17 protein-coding genes and 1 pseudogene are annotated in these 18,847 nt (G+C 63.7%); 14 read left to right on the forward strand and 4 right to left on the reverse strand.

Annotated features, from left to right (window positions below; translation table 11 throughout):
• From U5S82_21125 to U5S82_21165, 9 genes and pseudogenes are all read left to right on the forward strand, one after another.
• Entirely contained in the window at positions 1-2,001 is a 2,001-nt protein-coding gene (locus U5S82_21125) for an ATP-binding protein (GenBank protein MDZ7754070.1), read from the forward strand.
• A gap of 12 nt (positions 2,002-2,013) precedes the next feature.
• Positions 2,014-2,835, forward strand: coding sequence for an N-acetylmuramoyl-L-alanine amidase (locus U5S82_21130; GenBank protein ID MDZ7754071.1), 822 nt, complete (start codon positions 2,014-2,016; stop codon positions 2,833-2,835).
• Positions 2,835-3,197, forward strand: a complete 363-nt coding sequence (locus tag U5S82_21135; GenBank protein MDZ7754072.1) for a hypothetical protein — start codon at positions 2,835-2,837, stop codon at positions 3,195-3,197. Before U5S82_21130 ends, U5S82_21135 begins: the two co-directional genes overlap by 1 nt.
• A gap of 54 nt (positions 3,198-3,251) precedes the next feature.
• Positions 3,252-6,293, forward strand: coding sequence for a DUF4157 domain-containing protein (locus U5S82_21140; GenBank protein ID MDZ7754073.1), 3,042 nt, complete (start codon positions 3,252-3,254; stop codon positions 6,291-6,293).
• 122 nt (positions 6,294-6,415) lie between these two features.
• Entirely contained in the window at positions 6,416-7,765 is a 1,350-nt protein-coding gene (locus U5S82_21145) for an OmpA family protein (GenBank protein ID MDZ7754074.1), read from the forward strand.
• 161 nt (positions 7,766-7,926) lie between these two features.
• A complete protein-coding gene (locus U5S82_21150; GenBank protein MDZ7754075.1) occupies positions 7,927-8,547 on the forward strand; it encodes a hypothetical protein in 621 nt (206 codons plus the stop codon).
• Complete coding sequence (locus U5S82_21155; protein ID MDZ7754076.1) at positions 8,544-9,857, forward strand: hypothetical protein; 1,314 nt, start codon at positions 8,544-8,546, stop codon at positions 9,855-9,857. Before U5S82_21150 ends, U5S82_21155 begins: the two co-directional genes overlap by 4 nt.
• A 33-nt stretch (positions 9,858-9,890) precedes the next feature.
• Positions 9,891-10,070, forward strand: a pseudogene (locus U5S82_21160) (hypothetical protein).
• A gap of 56 nt (positions 10,071-10,126) precedes the next feature.
• Positions 10,127-10,414, forward strand: coding sequence for a hypothetical protein (locus U5S82_21165; protein MDZ7754077.1), 288 nt, complete (start codon positions 10,127-10,129; stop codon positions 10,412-10,414).
• Between the two features lie 29 nt (positions 10,415-10,443).
• Here the strand turns inward: U5S82_21165 and U5S82_21170 are convergent, their stop codons facing one another.
• The 4 genes from U5S82_21170 to U5S82_21185 are packed head-to-tail and all read right to left on the reverse strand — an operon-like array spanning position 10,444 to position 13,985.
• On the reverse strand, positions 10,444-11,073 hold the full coding sequence (locus U5S82_21170; GenBank protein MDZ7754078.1) for an ABC-type transport auxiliary lipoprotein family protein: 630 nt from the start codon (positions 11,071-11,073) through the stop codon (positions 10,444-10,446).
• Complete coding sequence (locus tag U5S82_21175) at positions 11,070-12,035, reverse strand: MlaD family protein (GenBank protein MDZ7754079.1); 966 nt, start codon at positions 12,033-12,035, stop codon at positions 11,070-11,072. Before U5S82_21175 ends, U5S82_21170 begins: the two co-directional genes overlap by 4 nt.
• A gap of 10 nt (positions 12,036-12,045) precedes the next feature.
• A complete protein-coding gene (locus tag U5S82_21180) occupies positions 12,046-12,861 on the reverse strand; it encodes an ATP-binding cassette domain-containing protein (protein MDZ7754080.1) in 816 nt (271 codons plus the stop codon).
• On the reverse strand, positions 12,855-13,985 hold the full coding sequence (locus U5S82_21185) for an ABC transporter permease (protein ID MDZ7754081.1): 1,131 nt from the start codon (positions 13,983-13,985) through the stop codon (positions 12,855-12,857). The genes U5S82_21180 and U5S82_21185 overlap by 7 nt, the downstream gene beginning before the upstream one ends.
• Before the next feature lie 255 nt (positions 13,986-14,240).
• Here U5S82_21185 and U5S82_21190 point away from each other — a divergent pair, with 255 nt between their 5' ends.
• The 5 genes from U5S82_21190 (at position 14,241) to U5S82_21210 (ending at position 18,828) form a co-directional block, all read left to right on the forward strand.
• The gene (locus tag U5S82_21190; GenBank protein ID MDZ7754082.1) at positions 14,241-14,618 is read left to right on the forward strand and encodes a helix-turn-helix transcriptional regulator; all 378 of its coding nucleotides are present in this window, start codon (positions 14,241-14,243) and stop codon (positions 14,616-14,618) included.
• A 67-nt stretch (positions 14,619-14,685) separates the two neighbouring features.
• A complete protein-coding gene (arsD, locus tag U5S82_21195) occupies positions 14,686-15,054 on the forward strand; it encodes an arsenite efflux transporter metallochaperone ArsD (protein ID MDZ7754083.1) in 369 nt (122 codons plus the stop codon).
• Positions 15,055-15,056: 2 nt separating this feature from the next.
• Positions 15,057-16,871, forward strand: a complete 1,815-nt coding sequence (gene arsA, locus U5S82_21200; protein ID MDZ7754084.1) for an arsenical pump-driving ATPase — start codon at positions 15,057-15,059, stop codon at positions 16,869-16,871.
• A gap of 132 nt (positions 16,872-17,003) precedes the next feature.
• Positions 17,004-17,486: a CBS domain-containing protein gene (locus tag U5S82_21205; protein ID MDZ7754085.1), complete on the forward strand. Its 483-nt coding sequence runs from the start codon at positions 17,004-17,006 to the stop codon at positions 17,484-17,486.
• Positions 17,487-17,535: 49 nt separating this feature from the next.
• Positions 17,536-18,828, forward strand: coding sequence for an arsenic transporter (locus U5S82_21210; protein ID MDZ7754086.1), 1,293 nt, complete (start codon positions 17,536-17,538; stop codon positions 18,826-18,828).
• The last annotated feature ends 19 nt before the right edge of the window (positions 18,829-18,847 follow it).

Here is an 18,847-nt window from a genome sequence, read left to right on the forward strand (position 1 = left end):
ATGTATAGCCGGACCCCACAAGGGAGTGGGAGCGAGTCCCTGCACCGGAGCCAACCCACAAATCTGTTGCTGCGCCATGTGGCGCTGGCCTGTGTAGGCCGCCTGCTGTTCGCCGAACCCGAGGTGGAGCCCCTGGGGGCGGAGCAGGTCTATCTCTACAAGCATTACGATCCCTTGCGCGACGTCACCGACGTGAGACAAGTGTTGACGGAGTTACTGGCCCATCCGGCCCCGGCGGACCGACACATCGTGCGACTGGCGCGGCACTTGAATCTCACCTCGGTCGAAGTCATCGCCCTGGTGCTGGCGCTGATGGTTGAAGAGGAGCCCATGGTGGGCCGGGTGTTGGCCCATATCCAGGCGCCGGTGGGCGGCTCGCGGCCGGCCCTGGGTATGTTGGAGGCGGCCCTCGCGCCCCTGGCGAGGGACGCCTGGATTAGCGGAACCATGCTGGCGGGAGCCGCCATCACCTGCGGCGCCTTGCAACTGCTCAATCAACAGGCGCCCTTGCCGGAACAGACCGTGAAGATCCCCATGGGGTTGGCCTTGCTGTTGCGGGGCAAGTCCTTGGTGTGGCCAGGCTGCGGCGACATCTGCGATGAAGAACAGATGCATCTACCCTTATCCACGGTGAAGACCGCGGCGCGTCAGGCCGCGGCCCTGACCCGCGATGAGGACAGTATCCTGGTGATCCGCTCCGCGTCCAAACTAGAGGCGCGCGCGGTGGCGGTCGAGGTGGCGGGGCAAATGCAGCGCGACGCCTTGTTCATCCGGACGGCGAATGAGGCCCTGGAGGGTCTGGGTGTGGCCTGTCTCATGGATGAACGCCTGCCGGTATTCGAATACGTGCTGGGCGCGGAGGGCCAGGCCCGGGTGCCTGAGCTGGCCGGCTATCACGGGCCCCGATTGGTATTGACCGGGCCCGACGGCCAGGTGAACAGCGCTCGCGGTTCGATCCAGCAATGGAATCTGGTTCCTCCGCCGCAGCATGAACGACAACAGTTGTGGCTGGCCTATCTGGATCAGGATGCACTGGCGCAGCGACTGGCCAGGGAACATATACACTCCAGCGGTCGCATTGCCGAGCTGGCCCGCCTGGCGCAGCGGCAGGCGCGCCTGCAACGGCGCGAACGTCCAGATATCAACGACATCCGGCGCGCCGCCTGGGATGCCGAGGCCGGCACCCTGGGTAGTCTGGCCCAGGCAATCAACGCCGACATCCCGGATGTGGCGCTGGTGTTGTCGAAATCAGTGCGCCAGGAACTTCAGCAGCTGCTGGCCCGCTGCCGCGCCCGCGAACACCTGGATGCGTCCCTGGGTGTGACCATCAAGGTGCGTTACCAGGCTGGTGTGCGCTGCCTGATGACCGGACCCTCGGGCACCGGCAAGACCCTGGCGGTGAGCTGGCTGGCCACTCAGCTGGGCCTGCCCCTGTATCGCGTCGATTTGGCCGGGGTAGTGAGCAAGTATATCGGCGAAACGGAAAAGAACCTGGCCGCGCTGTTGGCGCGCGCGGAGCACAGCGAGATCGTGCTGCTCTTCGACGAGGCCGATTCACTGTTCGGCAAGCGCACCGACATCAAGGACTCCAACGACCGCTTCGCGAATTCCCAGACCAATTACCTGCTGCAGCGCATCGAGTTCTATCGCGGCATCGTGCTGCTGACCAGCAACAGCCGCGACCGTTTCGACGCCGCCTTCACGCGCCGGCTGGACAAGATCATCGAGTTTCCCCTACCCAATCCGCAGGAGCGTCGCGCCCTGTGGCAGAGTCATCTGGGCCAGGCCCCGCAGCTGAGCGTCAAACAAATCAATCAGCTGGCCGTGGCCAGTGACCTGGCCGGTGGTCATATCCGCAATGCCGTATTGAGCGCGGCGGTGTCGGCCGATGCCGCTGGACGCGCCATCGCGTTTGAGGACGTGGTGCTGGGCCTGGCCGGTGAGTATCGCAAGCTGGGGCGGCAGTTTCCGGCGGAGTTGCGGCGTTATGAAAAGAGATGAGGAGGTGAACTGATGAGAGTGTTGAGACACCGATTGCAAATGGATGGGAACGCCGTCCCCTTCGCCCAGTCGCCCAACGTAGGGGGGGTATTGGAGCCCAAATACCTGGTGATCCATTTTACCGCGGGCAGCAGCGCCCAGGGGTCTATCAACTGGCTGAGGAACCGGGCCGCCCGGGCATCGGCGCACCTGGTGATCGCGAGAAACGGGGAGGTGACCCAGCTGGTGCCCTTCAATCGGGTCGCGTGGCACGCCGGCGCCAGTGAGTGGGAAGGCCTGCGCGGCATGAATCGGCATTCCATTGGCATCGAACTCGACAACGGCGGCCGTCTCGAGCGCAAGGGAAATCGTTGGTGTTCCTGGTTCAGCGCAGTCTATCCCGAGGAAGAGGTCATGCTGGCAAGCCATCGCCACGAGACCGAGGCCTGTGGATGGCATGTCTATACCTCGGAACAGCTGGAGATGACGATGGAGGTCTGCCAGGTGATCATCGGCAAGTATGGCCTGCACGGCATTGCAGGCCACGACGAGATCGCCCCCGGCAGAAAGTCCGATCCGGGGCCGGCGTTTCCGATGGCCAATTTTCGTGCCCGGCTGTTCGGGCGCGCAGAAGACGACTTCCCCGTGTTTCGCACGCGAACGGCGCTGAATATCCGTACCGGCGCGGGCATTGAATACGAGCGTCTGCCTGACAGCCCGCTCCAGCCCGACACCCGGGTGGAGGTGTTGGAGGAGGGGGACGTCTGGCGCTTCGTCAATGTCCTGAATATGGATCCCCACCACGGTGAGATTCAGGGCTGGGTCCATGGAAAATATCTGGAGCGTGTGGAGTGATGTGCCACCGTTTAGGCGACGGGTTCGTCCGCTTCCATGCGGCCTTTCCTTCGCTCTTGGAGGCCGCCACCCGACAGCCAGGAAAGCTCGATACCTGGGGGCGTGACAGCACCGGGCTGTCGTTCGACGGTACCCGCTCCGCCTTCGCCGGGCGCTTCATAGTGGCGCTGGTGAACGCGCGCCATCCGGGCGATCGGTCGGGGCTCACCATGACACTTGCCTACGCGGTGGGTATCGACTGGCCGGCGCGGGTCTCGGCCGGCGCCGGCATCGATTATTCGGGCGAGGCCGCCGTGTTCGTGCTGGGGGCCATCGGGGCCCTGGTCGGCATCAGCGCCCTGGCGCCGGGCAAGGGTAAATAGGCCATGGCGCACCGCAATGATGGCGGCCGGACGCGGCGCTGAACGGGGCTGAACATGGAAGCCGCCGTACAATCCAAGGAGGACGAGTCGTCCGCCAAGGCGACCCAGCAGGCCACGCCCGAGCCCCAGGCCGCTGAAACAGCAGCGACCGGGATCACGGCGGGTATGCCGCTGTACCTCGGTGGCGGCACTTGCTCGACCTCGCCACTGCCGCCGGGAACGAACACGGCCCGAGCCATCCAGTGCCGAGTGGAAGCAGAAGAGCAGGATGAAGAGGAACTGCTGCAGGCGAAGTGCTGCGTCGGCACGACTACAAGTCAGCCGCAAGATGAGGAATCGTTCCAGCCCGCACGGCCAAGCCCGTCTTATGCTCAGGCCAAGCTCACGCTCGGCCCCCCCGATGACGAATACGAGGACGAAGCGAATCAGGTGGCCGACATGGTGATGCGCATGCCGCAAGGCGAGGCGCTGCAGTCGGGACCAAAGGCCGTTCAGACTCATATCGACACACCCCGCTATTTACAATATTCATCCGCAGCGGCTGTTGCGGCAGCGCCGCCACACTCCCAATCCGGGATCGGTCCCTCGACGGTAACCTCCGCCAAGCTGGCTCGGGCCATCGAGTCGCCGGCTGGCGGTCGGCCGTTGCTCCCCGAGGTTCAGGCACGCGTGGGCCGAGTGCTGGGCCATGATCTGAGCCATGTGCGGGTTCATTCCGATACCCAGGCCGGGCAGGCGGCGCAAGCCATTAACGCCAAGGCCTTTACCCATAAATCCCATGTCTACCTGGGCGATGGACAAAGCGAGCACGAACTCGGCTTGATGGCCCATGAGGCCACTCATGTGGTACAGCAGGGAGCTGGTCAGGGAGCCATGGTGCAACGCAATCCCAATGATGATGAAGCCGAAGACGCAGCGGGCGAGGCGCCGTCGGTTGTGTCACCGGCGCGCCGTCGGGAGGCGAATGTCGGGACCTTCTTTAGCCAGTTGCCGGAACGTTCAGCGCAACAACAGGCCAGCCTGGACACTATTTTGGATGCCTATGAACTGTATCGCTTGATCGAACAAAAAGAAGCGATGGAGCGGCGCTTTGCTTATCAAGAGCGCCGCGGGATGGGGATAGTGCGTTTCACTTCCCACAATATGCAATTAATGCAGCGTATCCAGAGTGAAATCGACAGCGAGTGTCAGCGCTTGGGGCTGGCCAATGAGATGGTTGCCAAAACACTGATAAGGCAGCATATGCCGGTGATGGTGCTGCGGCGTGCCAAGCAGGCGGCCATCGCGTTGTTGAATAAAAACGAGGCAATGGCGCGCGCGGAAATGGAGCGCTATTCAGAACTGGTGTGCAGCCCGGATATTGACGGGCTGCTGGATGCGGATGGTGAACTGGCGGCGCGACGCAATGAAATACAAATGACTCAATATGAGATAGAGCGCGCCTCCATGTACATATCCGCGGTCCCGGCCGGCGTGCCTACAACGGCCGAGGAGTATGGCATACCGCCTAGCGAAGCATCGATAATGTATGTTATTTCCCGTATCGATGAGTATCGAGAACGTCTGAGCAATCAGCAGCAAGAGTATGAGCAAATGCGCGCACGTTTCGGTCAGGCGTTTCCCATACTGCTAACCGAAGGTTATGAGCCCGGGCGTTTTTCGTCGGCACCACCCGAACAGTTGGCACAGCTCACCGCCGAACCGCTGCAAGAGATCATCGAGAATATCCATGACGTCAAAGAGGCGGTGCGTGAAGATGAGATGAAAGTCTGGAATATGCAGCAGGTAATCGATATTGCGATAACGGACATGGGGATCGCTGCGATTCCGGAATACGTGGAGATCGTAACCAGGCATATCGAACGTCAACTGCATGATAGCGCTTTTATGGAACTGGTTAAATCCGCGTTGGCGATTACGACCACGGTTATTGCAGGCCTGATCGGCGGACCACTGGGGGCGGGACTGGTGGGTGGTGCATGGGGCGGCTATTTCCTCAGTGAGAGTGCCGGTCGATACATGATGGAGTCAGCGGCGGAGAATGTCGCCATGGATCCGGCAGTGCGGGATATTTCAGTCAACGAGCCGGAGTTGATTTGGGTTGTGGTCGATGTGGTCGGGCTGGGGTTGGAAGTAGGCCCATTGGTGCGGACGATTCGACCCTTGGCGCGGAGCGCGCTACGGACACGACGTATCGCCGAATTCGCCCGCGCGGTCAGGCGTATTGCACCCGACGCGGCGGAGCGTTTGATCGGCAGTCTGCGGCGCCGCTTGGGGCGAGAGGCGGTTGATGAAGGTGCCGACGCCGCCAGAGCGGCACATGCCCTGGGCGAAGGGCGTAACCTGGATGAGTATTTGCAGGCACTCCGCGCCGAACGCCATGAAGCCGGCACGGTCGGTCGTAGTTGGGACTATGACCATCATCCCCAGGGCCTGCCGGATAGTCGCTGGCAGCCCGGCGATCCCATCGATATGCCCAATACCCAGGGAACGTACCCCGCCTACGACAGGGCCCGGGGACGATATTGGCGCAACCGTGCCCACTTCGAATTAGAGGCCAGGGCACGGGGAGGAGCGGCGCGCCGTCCCGGTGTGACCACTGATCCCGTTTCAGGCTTGAGCGATGACGAACTGCGCCGTATGCGGGACAGTGGGCGGGCGCCGGAATATGCCTTTGGTAATCGCGCCGGACAGACCTGGGAACTGGAGCACCACGGAGTACCGCAACGGGTGGGCGGTTGGTTGCGTGAATTGGGATTTGATAGCCCCGGCGAGGCCAGCCGTCTTATCGAGGCGTCCCGCCCCGGTTCATTGATGGAGGTCACACCGCTCGAACACGCCTTCTTCGACGTGGAAGCACATGGCTTTGGACGCTTAAGGGCCGATGTCAGCGGTGTCCGCTGGGGTGGTACCGCCGCGGCCGATGTACGGGGCGCACGGCCACTGTATCATATGTCTGATGACACGATTCGCGAGATCGTTGCGCGTGCTGCCAACGAGGGAATGGACTTTTCAAAGAGCGCGGCGACACGGCAATTGCGCGATGCGCTGGAATCGGAAATCAGTTCAAGGGGCTTGGGTCTTTCGCTGCATTAGGGGGACTAAGCGGCTCCATTCGGGGAGGGGTTGAAGTGAATAGCCAACTTGAATCAAACACCGAAGGGCGCAGTTATCGTACCCCTGCACCGCTTGATGAAACGCATGAATCGGACGTGGGCTTGCCGCGCTATATGCGCGAGGCCGAAGCCGATGCCGGCGCGCCCGATGCAGGGGTGGGACAGACTGACGCCGGCGTACCGTTGCCCGGCGGGGTGCCTGAGGCCGAAGCAGCGGCGCCGACCGGGCCCAACGCCTGTGCCACGCAAGAAGAGGAAGAACGTAAAGAGCGTTTTCGCCGGCGCAGTCTTTCGGCAACGGACTTCCGCCCCGCGGCGGGCTACGGCAAGTTCGATGCTTATTATTGGCCCTTCATGTCGCTGATGTCGGCCATCGTCAAGATGAAATTCAACTTTCTCGAGGCCGAAGACACGCCGGACATCCCGACCCTGTTCTCCATGGTCCTGGCTGGGCAGGACATCAGCGTCTATTTCTGGACCGACGGCGAGAAGCGCCAGTATGAACGGGACTATGTACAGACGGTGTCGCAGCAATGGTCGTTCCAACACACCTTCCGTTCCACCAAGCCCTGCTGGCCCTTCATCGCCGTACCCTATGTGACGCCACACATCGTCAATGATGCCAGCGACGCTCACTTCAACGTCTCGGTGTTCAAGATGTCCAGCGCTACGGGCAAGCGCACCTCTTCGTTCAGGGCGCGCAACCCCGGCACTGCTGGCTGGCAGGGCACAGGCGAGTTGGACGAGAATGATGTCATCGAGGAACAGGACAAACGCAGTCGCGACGTGGCGCGTTCGGAACGCCGGCGCCTGGAACGGGCCATCGCTGCCGCTGGCGCCTCGCCGGTGTTGTTTTCCCATAATCGCTCCGATATCCAGCCGCCCTTCGGTGCGCGTCTCACCGCCCTGGCAGAGGCCATGAAGGCCAAGAACCCCTCCGACCCGGCCATCCCCCTCATCCTGCGGGGCTTCGCCAGCGCCGAAGGCCCGCGCGCGCGCAACGACCGGTTGTCACGCGAGCGCGCCGAGGCCACCGCCGAAGAGCTGCGCCGTACCGGCGTGCCGCAATCCTTGATCGTGGATCCCCAGGGTCCGGTCGGTGCGCCCAATGATGCCACCAACCGCAAGGTGGAACTCGTTCCCGACAGCGGCTTCGAGACCGGCTACACGGGCAACCGCTTCTCGCCCGCCGCGCACGAATTCGGCCACGCCATCGGCCTGCCCGATGAGTACGTCAACCGCACCACGGGCAACCTCGGTGCCAAACAAACCGCCTTTGTCAACCTGGCGCGGCAGGCCGGCGTCTCACCACCCGACCGCTGGGGCGATCGCACCGCCAGCGTGATGTCGGTGGGTGTGGACGTGTTGCCGCGGCACTACCTCACCATATGGGAGGCGCTGGGGCAGATGACCTCGCCGGATATCGTGCGCAACGAATGGAGCCTCGGCTGAAGGGACGGCGTGATGACAGCACCAGCCCATCGTGGAACACCCCCTGTGAAAGCCCCCGAGTCGGAGGTGTCGAGGCGGCCGCCTTAGCCATCCCATACTGGTTTTTCCGATCAATTCCAACTATATAAGCCAGATAAGCGGCCACCGCAGAACGCTTCCCCATGGAATCGACCCTCACCCTTGCTGCCGGTGCCCTGACCCGACTCGTCGCCCTCGGCATCGGAGCCTTCCTCTGTTACCTCGGCTTTCGGTTGTTCTCGGAGGTGCCCGTTCCGGCGGAGGGGGAGGCGGAGTTATCCGGGGTGCGCGGTATGACCATCAAGCTGACCCGCGTCGGTCCTGGGGTGTTCTTCGCCCTGTTCGGGACGGTGGTGGTCGTCTGGAGCCTCAGCCGCCCATTGGAGTACGCCGAAACGCGCCTGGCCGCGGCGGGGGATGTGCTGGAACGCCGCGCCGGGGCCATGAATCCTCCTGCTGGAGGGCAAGGGCACGAGGACGCCGGCAGCCGGCGCAATGTCGTCGCTCAGGAGGTGCAGTGGCTGAACCAAGTCGCCTTGGGCCTTTCGGGGCGGCCGGACTCCGAACTGGTTCACGACCCGGAGTACATGGTGCCACGCATCAAGCAGGTGTTGATGGAATCGGTCTGGGACGAGACCGTGTGGGGCAGTCCCACGGCCTTCCGTCAGTGGCTTGAACGCACCGGCGGCCTCACCCCTCCCGCCGATCCCGCCACCGCCCAGGCGGCCGCCTTCTACCAGGCTTTGCCGGAGGGCGACCATTGAGTTCGCGCCGCAGTGGGCAGATCCTCCTGGCGGTGCTGCTCGGGTTATGCATCGCCACGGCCGCGGCCCAAGTCCGCTACAGCGACGCCGAACTCAGCGAGCGCCTCCCAAATTACCGTGATGACCTCGGGGTCAACTACCGGGAAGTGATGCTGCCCCGCATCACCCCCCGGGAGCGTGCCGCCCTCGAGAATGCCCGCATCCAATTCCCCTTGCGGATGGAGGGTGACGGTCTGTTCGGCTACTACTCAGCCTACGGTACCGACGGCCCCAAGATCGTCATGCCGGTGAGTTCCCTGCGCTTCCTGAGCGATCTGTGCGTCGCCACCGCCTGGCTGTGGGCCAACGGGTACAGCCAGAGTACCCTTCACGACTACCTCGGCATGCTGAAGTACCGGCGCCCCCAGGACCTCGGCCTCATCGCCATGCCCCAACCCCTGCCGGCCCTGGGCGTGCCGGATAACGCCACCGACGAACCGGCCGTCGAGCGGGTCCGCAGCCAGTGCTTCTCCACCGCGGTGGTCTTTGTTCTCGCCCACGAGATGGGCCACCTGATCCTCGGCCACCGGGGCTACGAGGGCGTGACTCCAGAGCAGGCCCAGGCCAATGAGGCGGCGGCGGACGATTTCGCGCTTGACCTGATGAGCCGGCTGGGTGACCTGCCGTTCGGAGTGCTGTTCTTTTTCACCTATGCGGCCTACATCGAGCCCCATCGGGGCGACTTCGGCGGGGACGATGCCTGGCGCACCCACGTGGCGGGGAAGACCCACCCCCTCTCCGCCGGGCGCATCCTTGCCCTCGCCGACGGTATCGAGCAGCGCGCCGGACGCTTTGCGGCCGGGACCATGCAGGCCCGCAGCTTGGCGGCGGACCTGCGCGTGGTGGGTGAGACCCTGGCCGACCCTGATATCCAGCAGCTTTTGCGCCTCCAGGGCCAGAGCGTACGACCCTACATGCTTGCCTCCCGGAAGGGTGACGTGTGGGAGGTCAGCCCACCGCCGGAGCCCCTGCCGGATGGACCCTTCAGCGGGTTCTTCACCGGCTGGATGGGATCCGGCCCGGAAGACGGTATAGAGGTTAGTCTCGTCCTGTTCCGGCAGGGCGACCGGGTGCACGGACGCTACAGCTATGCCGGCATCGCCGGCACGGTGCGCGGCCGGGTAGAGAACGGGGTGCTCGACTACGAGTTCGTGGAGCCCGGAAGCAGCGGGATTGGGCGCCTGGAAATGATTGGCGAGGGCGCCATTAGTGGCCGCTGGCGCTCCCGCAGTGGACGGGAGGGCGCCCTGGGCGCCGAGCGCGGGGGCTGAGGAAATCCCGACGGAAGGACATTAGCGGCGGTGCTCTCCTTCGACGACGACCAAGAGGCGGTGTACCGGCAACCGCCGCCGCTGGTGATCATCGGCTCGGCGGGCAGCGGCAAGACGGCCCTCACCCTGGAGAAGATGAAGGAGGCGATGGGCGATGTGCTCTACGTCACCCGCTCGCCTTTCCTGGTCCAGAACGCGCGGGATCTCTACTTCGTGCGGGTTTCGATTACCATCGACAGAGCCCCATTATCCCGGATGAGACCCCACTCATGAAGACCGTCTACCTGCCCTATCTCGCCCTCGGACTGGGCCTGTTCCTGCTGGCCGTGGTCATACTTGGCAGCCAGCCGGTCGCCGAAGGGCAGAGTGTACTGCCCTTGTTGACGCGGCTCGTGATCAGCGAATTCGGCTTCTTTCTCACCGCCATCGGGGCCTGGATCGGAGTGCGTCACGCCTTGGTCGAGGCCCCGCGTCCGTTCTATCTCGTCGCCACCGGGGGCTGTGTGTTGTTGGCGCTCGGTTTCGCGACATGGGGGATAAGGCTGTGGCCGACATGAAGCCGCCTGCCAGCGGACCGGTTGGGCATTTAATCTAAATTTCGCAATGCGCCGCGCCGGGTTCCGCCCCGGGTGGTCAGCCAGTCGGCGAGCGCCGGAATGATCTCTCCGAGCACGGCTTCGAAACCTTGGAGTATGGCGGCCGGTTGCGCAGCGCTGACCGGCTGCCGGCCCTCGAAGAGTTCGCGCGCCATCAAGTCGGCCGTGCTGCTGTCATACAGGCGGGCCTCGAAGCCGATTTCCACCTGCAGGCGAGCTTCACCGGTTTCGGCCAGTTCGAACCGACGCAGGTCCAGCACCAGGGTACGCTCCATACCGGCTGCGCTGGCGTTGATCTGGGCGATTGTTCCGGCATCGCGAAGGTGGCGAACGAGTAGGGTGCGCAACAGTTCGGGCCCCGCGGCGATCCAGCGGGCGCTGGCATGGGCCTGCAGTTGACCTTCGCCGGTTCGCACCAGCACCCGCGTCGAATCTCGGATGGGGTCGGAGTCGGGCCGCGTGATGTTCAGCGTCCAGGATGTGTCTCGCCCGGACGGCGAGGGCGCGGGCAGTCGCGGGTCCAGCAATTGCACTGGCGCGCTTTCGGGAAGAATGGAGCAGGCGCTGGTCGCGAGCAGCAGTATCGTGACGGCCAGCGCAATGTTGCGTGGTTTTTTCATCGGGACGGGTACTCTGCCGGTCGTTCCCCGTCAAGCAGGAAGCGCATCGGTTCGTTCTGTATGCGGCGCACCAGGCTCGAGAGATCGCGCACCAGGCGGCGTATTTCCTCGAGACCGCCCGACATCTGGCGCATGCCAACTCCGCCCAGTTGGCTGAGTTCGTCCTGATTGTGCGCCACGATGTTATCGATACGGACTGAAAAGGATTCGAGATTGGCCAGCGTGCTTCCCAGCCGGGCCTTGAGTTCGGGCAGGTCCTGGATTAGGCCCCTATCAACGTCCACTACGAGTGCATCGAACCTTTGGGTCGTTGCGCTGAGTTGAGCCAGCAATACGAGCAGCGATTCGCTGGCCAGCGAGGTGTTGTTCAGTAGCCGATTCAATGCGCCGTCGGGATCGGCTAGCGCTCCGCTCATGTGCTCCAGAGATGCCAGCGTGGCGCCGACGTGCTTGAGATTGCGGTCGCTGAGCAGCGTGTCGAGCTGGTTGAGTACCTCGTTGGCGGTGATCACAATTTGTTCGGAAGACGCCAGCAGGCGATTGAGCGGTGATGAGATGGACTGGATGCGCGGAGGAACTCCGTCGTGTGCTTGCAACAGCGAACTATCGGGGCTGCCACCGCTGAGCTGGATGGCGGAAGTACCGGTCAGGCCGGTCAGCCGAATGCTGGCTACGGTGTCCTGGCGAATGGGCACCTCGGCCTCGATGTCAACCGTGACCAGTACTTCCCGCACGTCTTTCGGGTTGAGGTCCAGTGCGGTCACGCGTCCCACGTTGACGCCGTTGTACAGCACCGGACTACCATCGGACAGGCCGATGACGGACTCGTTGAACAGGATCTGGTAAGTATTCCAGGCGCTGTCAGTGGCGTAGCGCGCGGCAAACAGCCCGAACACCATTGCCCCTATGGCCACTGCGAACGTGAACGCACCGATGATGACATAGTTGGCCTTCGTTTCCATTCCGTATCTCTCAGCCCGGCGCTTGCTGCTGATGCCGGGCGGCGCGTGCGCGTGGCCCGTGAAAATAATCTCTGATCCACTCGTGATCGATCTGTTCGATCTCACGCAGTGGCGCCACCGCCAGAATCTTGCGCTCGGCAATGATCGCCACGCGGTCGCATATCGCATAGAGCGTATCGAGATCATGGGTGATCAGGAACACCGTAAGCCCCAGTGCTCGCTGCAGCGTACGCAGCAAGTTGTCGAACTCTGCTGCACCGATGGGATCCAGTCCGGCGGTTGGTTCGTCTAGAAACATTAATTCGGGTTCCAGTGCCAAGGCGCGTGCCAGTGCCACGCGCTTGCGCATGCCGCCGGAAAGATCCGACGGCATCTTGGGGCTGGTGGGCGCGGGCAGTCCCGATAATTGGATCTTGGATCGGGCGAGGTCGCGCCGCAACTGCTTCGAGAGTTCGGGTACATGGGTTTTAAGCGGAAGCTCTACGTTCTCCAGTACGGTTAGCGATGAAAACAGTGCTCCATCCTGAAAAAGCACGCCGGTGCGACGGGACATGAGCCGTTGTGCATCTGCGTTATCATTCAACGACTGCCCAAAGACCTCGATAGTGCCCGCCGTAGGACGCAGCAGGCCGAGAATCGAGCGCATGAGTACCGATTTGCCACTGCCCGATCCGCCAACCACGCCCAGGATCTCGCCGCGTTGGACGTCCAGGTCGAGTCCCTGGTGAACGATGTCCGAACCAAAGTGATTGTCCAGACCCCGTATCCGTATTACTGGGTCGTCGGGGCCTGGTTCGCCACTCATGTCATCGTTCGTGCTCACCATCCGATTTCCATGAAGTAGACCGCGGCCAGTGCGTCGATGACGATAACCATAGTCAGGCTGCGCACCACGGCGGTGGTGGTGTGTTCGCCTACGGACTGGGCGGTGCCACTCACCCGGAGCCCTTCAAGGCAGCCGATAAGGGCAATGATGACGGCGAACATCGGCGCCTTGACCATGCCGACCAAGTAATGTTTGAGGGCCACCGTCTGCCCCACGCGATCCAGGAACAGGGTCAGGTTGATATCCAGCGACCAGACCGAGACCATCAGTCCGCCGACCAGGCCGGCAATGGTGGCGATGAACGCAAGCAACGGCAGGGTGATCAGCAACGCGATGAGGCGTGGCAGAACCAGCACCTCGATCTCATCGAGCCCCAACGTGCGGATGGCATCGAGTTCTTCGCGGGTCTTCATCATGCCAATCTGGGCGCAGAAGGCGCTCGCAGTCCGGCCGGCCAGCAGGATGGCCGTCAGCAAGACGCCGAATTCTCGCAGGAAGGCAAAGGTCACCAGGTCGATCACGAACAACTCGGCGCCGAAGTTTCGCAGCACGGTTGCGCCAAGAAACGCGACCACCGCGCCGACCAGGCCGGCGAGGAGGATCGATAGCGGCACCGCATCCAGACCGGTCTGCTCTATGTGGTAGACCGTCGATGTCAACCGCAGCCGCTGCGGCCTCACCACAGTTCGGCCGAGGCGCAGCATGGTGAGGCCCATGAAATTGAGCAGTTCACGTGTGCTTTGCGTGACTTCGACGGTGGTTCTGCCGATTTGCGCCAGGATCTGCCGCCACTGCGGTTCGGTTTCCGGTTCGGGCTCATGCTTGACGTCACACGCCGAATCAACCGCCTCGAACAGTTTGCGCCACTGGTCGGTCAGACCGGCCGCCGCCGCATCCTGCCCGGTGCGGGCGAACAGGCGTTCCAGTAGTACCGCACCCGAGGCATCCAGTCGCGAGATACCGCTGACGTCCAACCTGGAGGCGCGCCCCGCAAGGGCATCGACTCTTTGGTTGAGCACTTCGACGTTATCCAGGATCCAGTCCCCGCGGGCCACCAATAGTCCCTCGGCCCCGGCTTCCCATACCAGGTCGGTGCTTGCATTGGATGTCTTGTTCGCGTTCATCGTGGTACTGGACCGTAAAGGACCGGGTAGTAGGGCAGGCGGCGTGGCATCCGGGCTATGCCAATGGGGCTGCGGACCACGGGTCAATCGAGGCCGGAGTTGTATTGGCCGGTTCCCGGCGTATAGGCAGTGGTACGCCGGGTGTCGTTCGCTGAGCTAGTGTAATCCGTCCGTATTCACACTCCAATTCAAAACTCGGATGCTCCGGACCACGGGATGATTGCAATTGTTCAAGAACTCTTGTAGCGTCGCGACATGGATCAGACCCGCGCGATCGCCGTTCTTGAATCTTTGGCCTCCGGGCTGCGGCTGGAGGTGTTCCGCCTGCTGATGCGCCAGAGCACGCAGGGTATGGTGGCCGGTGAGATCTCCAGTACCTTGAATATCCCCCCGACCAATCTCTCTTTCCATCTCAAGAACCTGACCCACGCGGGACTGGTGGTGGTCGAGCAAGAGGGCCGGTTTCAGCGTTACCGCGCGAACATGCCTCTGATGCTCGACCTGGTCGCCTACCTCACCGAGGAATGCTGTGGGGGTGACGCCGGACAGTGTCGGGACCTGCCTGGGGGATCCACGGGCTATGCGGGCATCGTCTCCGCGCATAGCCCCCCGTGTGCCGGAGCAGGCTCCTGAGGAATGCCGGTTATTCCATGACTCAAAAGCATTTATTCAACATTTCAACCATTCATGGAGTATCGTAATGATTAACATACAGGTGTTCGACCCCTCCCTGTGCTGTAGCACCGGCGTTTGCGGTGTCGACGTGGACCAGCGACTGGTCGACTTCTCCGCCGATATGGACTGGGCGAAGCGTAACGGTCTGGCCATCGAGCGCCTCAATCTTTCCCAGCAGCCGGTCGCCTTTGCCGAGAATGGGGCGGTACGCGGGATCCTGGAACGTGCGGGTGAGGCCGCCTTGCCGGTCATCCTCGTCGATGGTCAGGTGGCACTGACCGGTCGATATCCCACCCGGGACGAGTTGGCGCGCTGGGCCGGTCTGCCGGAACCGGCCGAGGGGTTCAACATCGCGGCAGCGCCTGCGTGCTGTGGTGGTGGGACCAAGTGCTGAGCATGGGCGACGCAAACCTGAACTTTCTGGCCGACCCGCCGCGTTTCCTGTTCTTCACCGGCAAGGGCGGAGTGGGCAAGACCTCCATCGCCTGCGCGACGTCCATTCATCTGGCGGAAGCTGGCCGGCGCGTGCTGCTGGTCAGCACCGACCCGGCATCGAACGTCGGCCAGGTCTTTGGCATCGACATCGGCAACCACATCACCCCGGTTGAGGCGGTTGCGGGGCTGGCGGCGCTGGAGATCGACCCCCAGGCCGCGGCCCAAGGCTATCGTGACCGCATCGTGGGTCCGGTCCGCGGGGTGCTGCCCGAAGCCGTGGTGGCGGGCATCGAGGAGCAGCTTTCGGGCGCCTGCACCACCGAGATTGCGGCCTTCGACGAGTTCACGGCCCTGCTGACCGACTCCGAACTCCTCGACGGTTACGACCACATCGTTTTCGACACGGCGCCGACCGGCCACACCATCCGCCTGTTGCAGTTGCCGGGCGCCTGGAGCGGGTTTCTCGAGACCGGCAAGGGCGATGCCTCCTGCCTGGGGCCGTTGGCCGGATTGGAAAAGCAACGGGAGCGCTACGGCGCCGCGGTGGCGGCGCTGGCAGATCCCGAGCGCACTCGTCTGATCCTGGTGGCCCGCCCGCAGCGGGGCAGCCTGACTGAGGTGGCACGCACCCATGCCGAGCTTGCGGCCATCGGACTGCGGCGCCAGCACCTGGTGGTCAACGGCGTATTGCCCGCCAGCGAGGCCGCTGCGGATGGGCTGGCCGCCGCCATTCACGAACGCGAGAGCCGGGCGATGGCCGATCTGCCGGCGACCCTGGCCGACCTGCCGCGCGATCGGCTGCCGCTGAAGGCCTTCAACCTGGTGGGCGTGGAGGCCCTGGGACGATTGTTCCAGGATGACGATAGCGCGGCAGAGGCCGGCGACCGGGCCGGGCCGACCCAGGGCGCACCTGATGCTCGGCCCCTGGCGGATCTGGTGGATGCCATCGCCGCGGATCGACATGGCCTGGTGTTGTTGATGGGCAAGGGCGGGGTCGGCAAGACCACGGTGGCGGCGGCCATCGCGGTGGCCCTGGCCGAACGGGATCTGCCGGTGCATCTGACCACCTCCGATCCGGCCGCTCACCTCTCGGACACCCTGGCCGAGGATCTCGACGGGCTGACGGTCAGCCGCATCGATCCGCGGGTGGAGACCGAACGCTACCGCCAGCACGTGTTGGAGACCAAGGGCCGCAAGCTCGACGCCGAGGGCCGCGCCCTCCTCGAGGAAGATCTGCGTTCGCCCTGCACCGAGGAGATCGCCGTGTTTCAGGCCTTCTCGCGGATCATTCGCGAGGCCGGCCGTAAATTCGTGGTGATGGATACCGCCCCGACCGGACACACCCTGCTGCTGCTCGATGCCACGGGTGCTTACCATCGCGAGGTGAGCCGCCAGATGGATGGTTCCGGTGTCGGCTACACCACGCCCATGATGCAGTTGCAGGATCCGGCGAGAACCAAGGTGTTGATCGTGACCCTGCCGGAAACGACCCCGGTGCTGGAGGCGGCGAACCTCCAGGTCGATCTGCGCCGGGCGGGCATCGAGCCCTGGGCCTGGGTGGTCAACCAGAGCATTGCGGCCACCCAGACGCATTCGCCGTTGCTGCGCCGCCGTGCGCGTGCCGAATTGCCGCGCATCGCCGAGGTGGCGGACCACTATGCCCGACGCCATGCGGTGGTCCCGGCCTTACGGGACGAACCCGTCGGGACGAAGCGCCTGCTGAAGCTGCTCGATGCGGTGCCAGCGGCGTCCGAACTGGCTGGCGGCCGGCATTGACCGCGGCCGTGAAAGCCGGGGAGCGGGCGTGGACCCATACACAGACACGGTCCGCTCCAATCCCGGCCACCCATTGTACGCCGCCCGAGGCCTCACCATGGAGCCGCGGCGCAACAACCCCTGGGGGAAACCATGAATGTGAATGACTTGATGACCCGGGACCCGGTGACTGTGCGGCCGGAGCTTCCGGTCGAGGCCATCGTGGACCTGCTCGTGGACCGTGGCATCAACGGCGTACCGGTGGTGGATGACAAGGGCGCACTGCTGGGCATGGTGACCACGGGTGATCTCATCCACCGTGTCGCCGATGAGCGCCTCGATGACCCGGGCCCCATCTGGCGAGAGTCCTTTTACAAATCGGTCTTTAGCGGGACCGAGGCGGAACCGAACCCCGCGCAAGGCACCACGGCCGCGGAGGTGATGACCCCCGATCCCGCCTATGTGGCACCATCCGACGACATGGCCGTGGCCGCGCGTCTGCTGATCGAGCATCGTGTGAACTCGCTGCCCGTGCTCGACGCCGGCCGGGTGGTGGGCCTGGTGTCCCGCCTCGATCTGCTGCGCTGCCTGCGGGGGCATCCCGATTGCTGCAATCCCTTCAAGCGGCATGACTGATGCCCCTCTACCCTCCGGTTTTTCCCTCCAATCCAATTAAGGATCCGTCATGCTTCTGACCGCCCTGGTTATCTTCGTGGCCACCATCGCCCTGGTGATCTGGCAGCCCAGGGGGCTGGGGATCGGCTGGTCCGCCCTGGGCGGCGCCGCCATCGCCCTGGCCACCGGCGTGGTGAGTTTGTCGGATGTCCCCATCGTGGTGGACATCGTCTGGAACGCGACCCTGACCTTCGTGTTTATCATCATCATCTCACTGCTGCTGGACGAGGCCGGATTCTTCGAATGGGCGGCGTTGCACGTGGCCCGCTGGGGTCAGGGCAACGGCCTGCGGCTGTATGGATTCATCGTGCTGCTGGGGGCAGCAGTGGCGGCCATGTTCGCCAACGATGGCGCCGCGCTGATGCTGACCCCCATCGTACTGGAGATCGTGCGGGCCCTGGGGTTCGGTCCGGTGGCGGCCGTGGCCTTCGTGGTGGCGGCGGGTTTCATCGCCGACACCGCCAGCCTGCCCCTGGTGATCTCCAATCTGGTGAATATCGTGTCGGCAGACTTCTTCGGCATCGGCTTCGTCGAGTACGCGACCGTGATGGTGGTGGTGAATGTGGTGTCGGTAGCGGCTTCACTGGTGGTCCTGATGCTGTTCTTCCGCAAGCAGATTCCGCTGCGCTATGACTACACCCAGTTGCGCCGGCCGCACGAGGTCATCAAGGATCCGGCCGTATTCCGTACCGGCTGGTGGGTGCTCGGCCTGCTGCTGTTCAGCTTCCTGGTGCTCGAGCCCCAGGGTGTGCCCATCTCGGCCATCGTCGGCGTGGGCGCGGCCATACTCCTGGCCGTAGCGGCGCGCGGCCACGCCATTTCCACCAGACGCGTCATCAAGACCGCGCCCTGGCAGATCGTGATCTTCTCCATCGGCATGTACCTGGTGGTCTACGGACTGCGCAACGCCGGGGTCACTGCCGACATCGCGCGGATGCTCGATGGGGTCGGCGATTACGGCGTAACCACGGCGGCGCTGGCGACCGGCTTCATCGCCGCGTTCCTGTCCTCGGTGATGAACAACATGCCGGCGGTGATGGTGGTGGCCCTGTCCATCGACGACGCGAACGTGAGCGGCCTGATAAAGGAGGCCATGATCTACGCCAACATCATCGGCTCCGACCTGGGTCCGAAGATCACCCCTATCGGCAGCCTGGCGACCCTGCTGTGGCTGCACGTGCTGGCACGCAAGGGCATCGTCATCACCTGGAAGCAGTATTTCCTCATCGGCATCGTGATCACACCCCCGGTACTCCTGGTGACGCTGCTGGGCCTGTCCGGCTGGCTGCAATTCCTGAGGTGATCGCTGTGGGGATTACCCC

The organism is Gammaproteobacteria bacterium (assembly GCA_034522055.1).
Lineage (GTDB): Bacteria > Pseudomonadota > Gammaproteobacteria > JAABTG01 > JAABTG01 > JAABTG01.

What these genes read in the sequence shown, in the direction of transcription:
- U5S82_21125 (MDZ7754070.1), top strand. Translation starts at nt 1, where the DNA reads ATGTATAGCCGGACCCCACAAGGGAGTGGGAGCGAGTCCCTGCACCGG.
- U5S82_21150 (MDZ7754075.1), top strand. Translation starts at nt 7,927, where the DNA reads ATGGAATCGACCCTCACCCTTGCTGCCGGTGCCCTGACCCGACTCGTC.
- U5S82_21165 (MDZ7754077.1), top strand. Translation starts at nt 10,127, where the DNA reads ATGAAGACCGTCTACCTGCCCTATCTCGCCCTCGGACTGGGCCTGTTC.
- U5S82_21205 (MDZ7754085.1), top strand. Translation starts at nt 17,004, where the DNA reads ATGAATGTGAATGACTTGATGACCCGGGACCCGGTGACTGTGCGGCCG.
- U5S82_21140 (MDZ7754073.1), top strand. Translation starts at nt 3,252, where the DNA reads ATGGAAGCCGCCGTACAATCCAAGGAGGACGAGTCGTCCGCCAAGGCG.
- U5S82_21135 (MDZ7754072.1), top strand. Translation starts at nt 2,835, where the DNA reads ATGTGCCACCGTTTAGGCGACGGGTTCGTCCGCTTCCATGCGGCCTTT.
- U5S82_21170 (MDZ7754078.1), bottom strand. Translation starts at nt 11,073, where the DNA reads ATGAAAAAACCACGCAACATTGCGCTGGCCGTCACGATACTGCTGCTC.
- arsD (MDZ7754083.1), top strand. Translation starts at nt 14,686, where the DNA reads ATGATTAACATACAGGTGTTCGACCCCTCCCTGTGCTGTAGCACCGGC.
- arsA (MDZ7754084.1), top strand. Translation starts at nt 15,057, where the DNA reads ATGGGCGACGCAAACCTGAACTTTCTGGCCGACCCGCCGCGTTTCCTG.
- U5S82_21185 (MDZ7754081.1), bottom strand. Translation starts at nt 13,985, where the DNA reads ATGAACGCGAACAAGACATCCAATGCAAGCACCGACCTGGTATGGGAA.
- U5S82_21175 (MDZ7754079.1), bottom strand. Translation starts at nt 12,035, where the DNA reads ATGGAAACGAAGGCCAACTATGTCATCATCGGTGCGTTCACGTTCGCA.
- U5S82_21130 (MDZ7754071.1), top strand. Translation starts at nt 2,014, where the DNA reads ATGAGAGTGTTGAGACACCGATTGCAAATGGATGGGAACGCCGTCCCC.
- U5S82_21190 (MDZ7754082.1), top strand. Translation starts at nt 14,241, where the DNA reads ATGGATCAGACCCGCGCGATCGCCGTTCTTGAATCTTTGGCCTCCGGG.
- U5S82_21180 (MDZ7754080.1), bottom strand. Translation starts at nt 12,861, where the DNA reads ATGGTGAGCACGAACGATGACATGAGTGGCGAACCAGGCCCCGACGAC.
- U5S82_21210 (MDZ7754086.1), top strand. Translation starts at nt 17,536, where the DNA reads ATGCTTCTGACCGCCCTGGTTATCTTCGTGGCCACCATCGCCCTGGTG.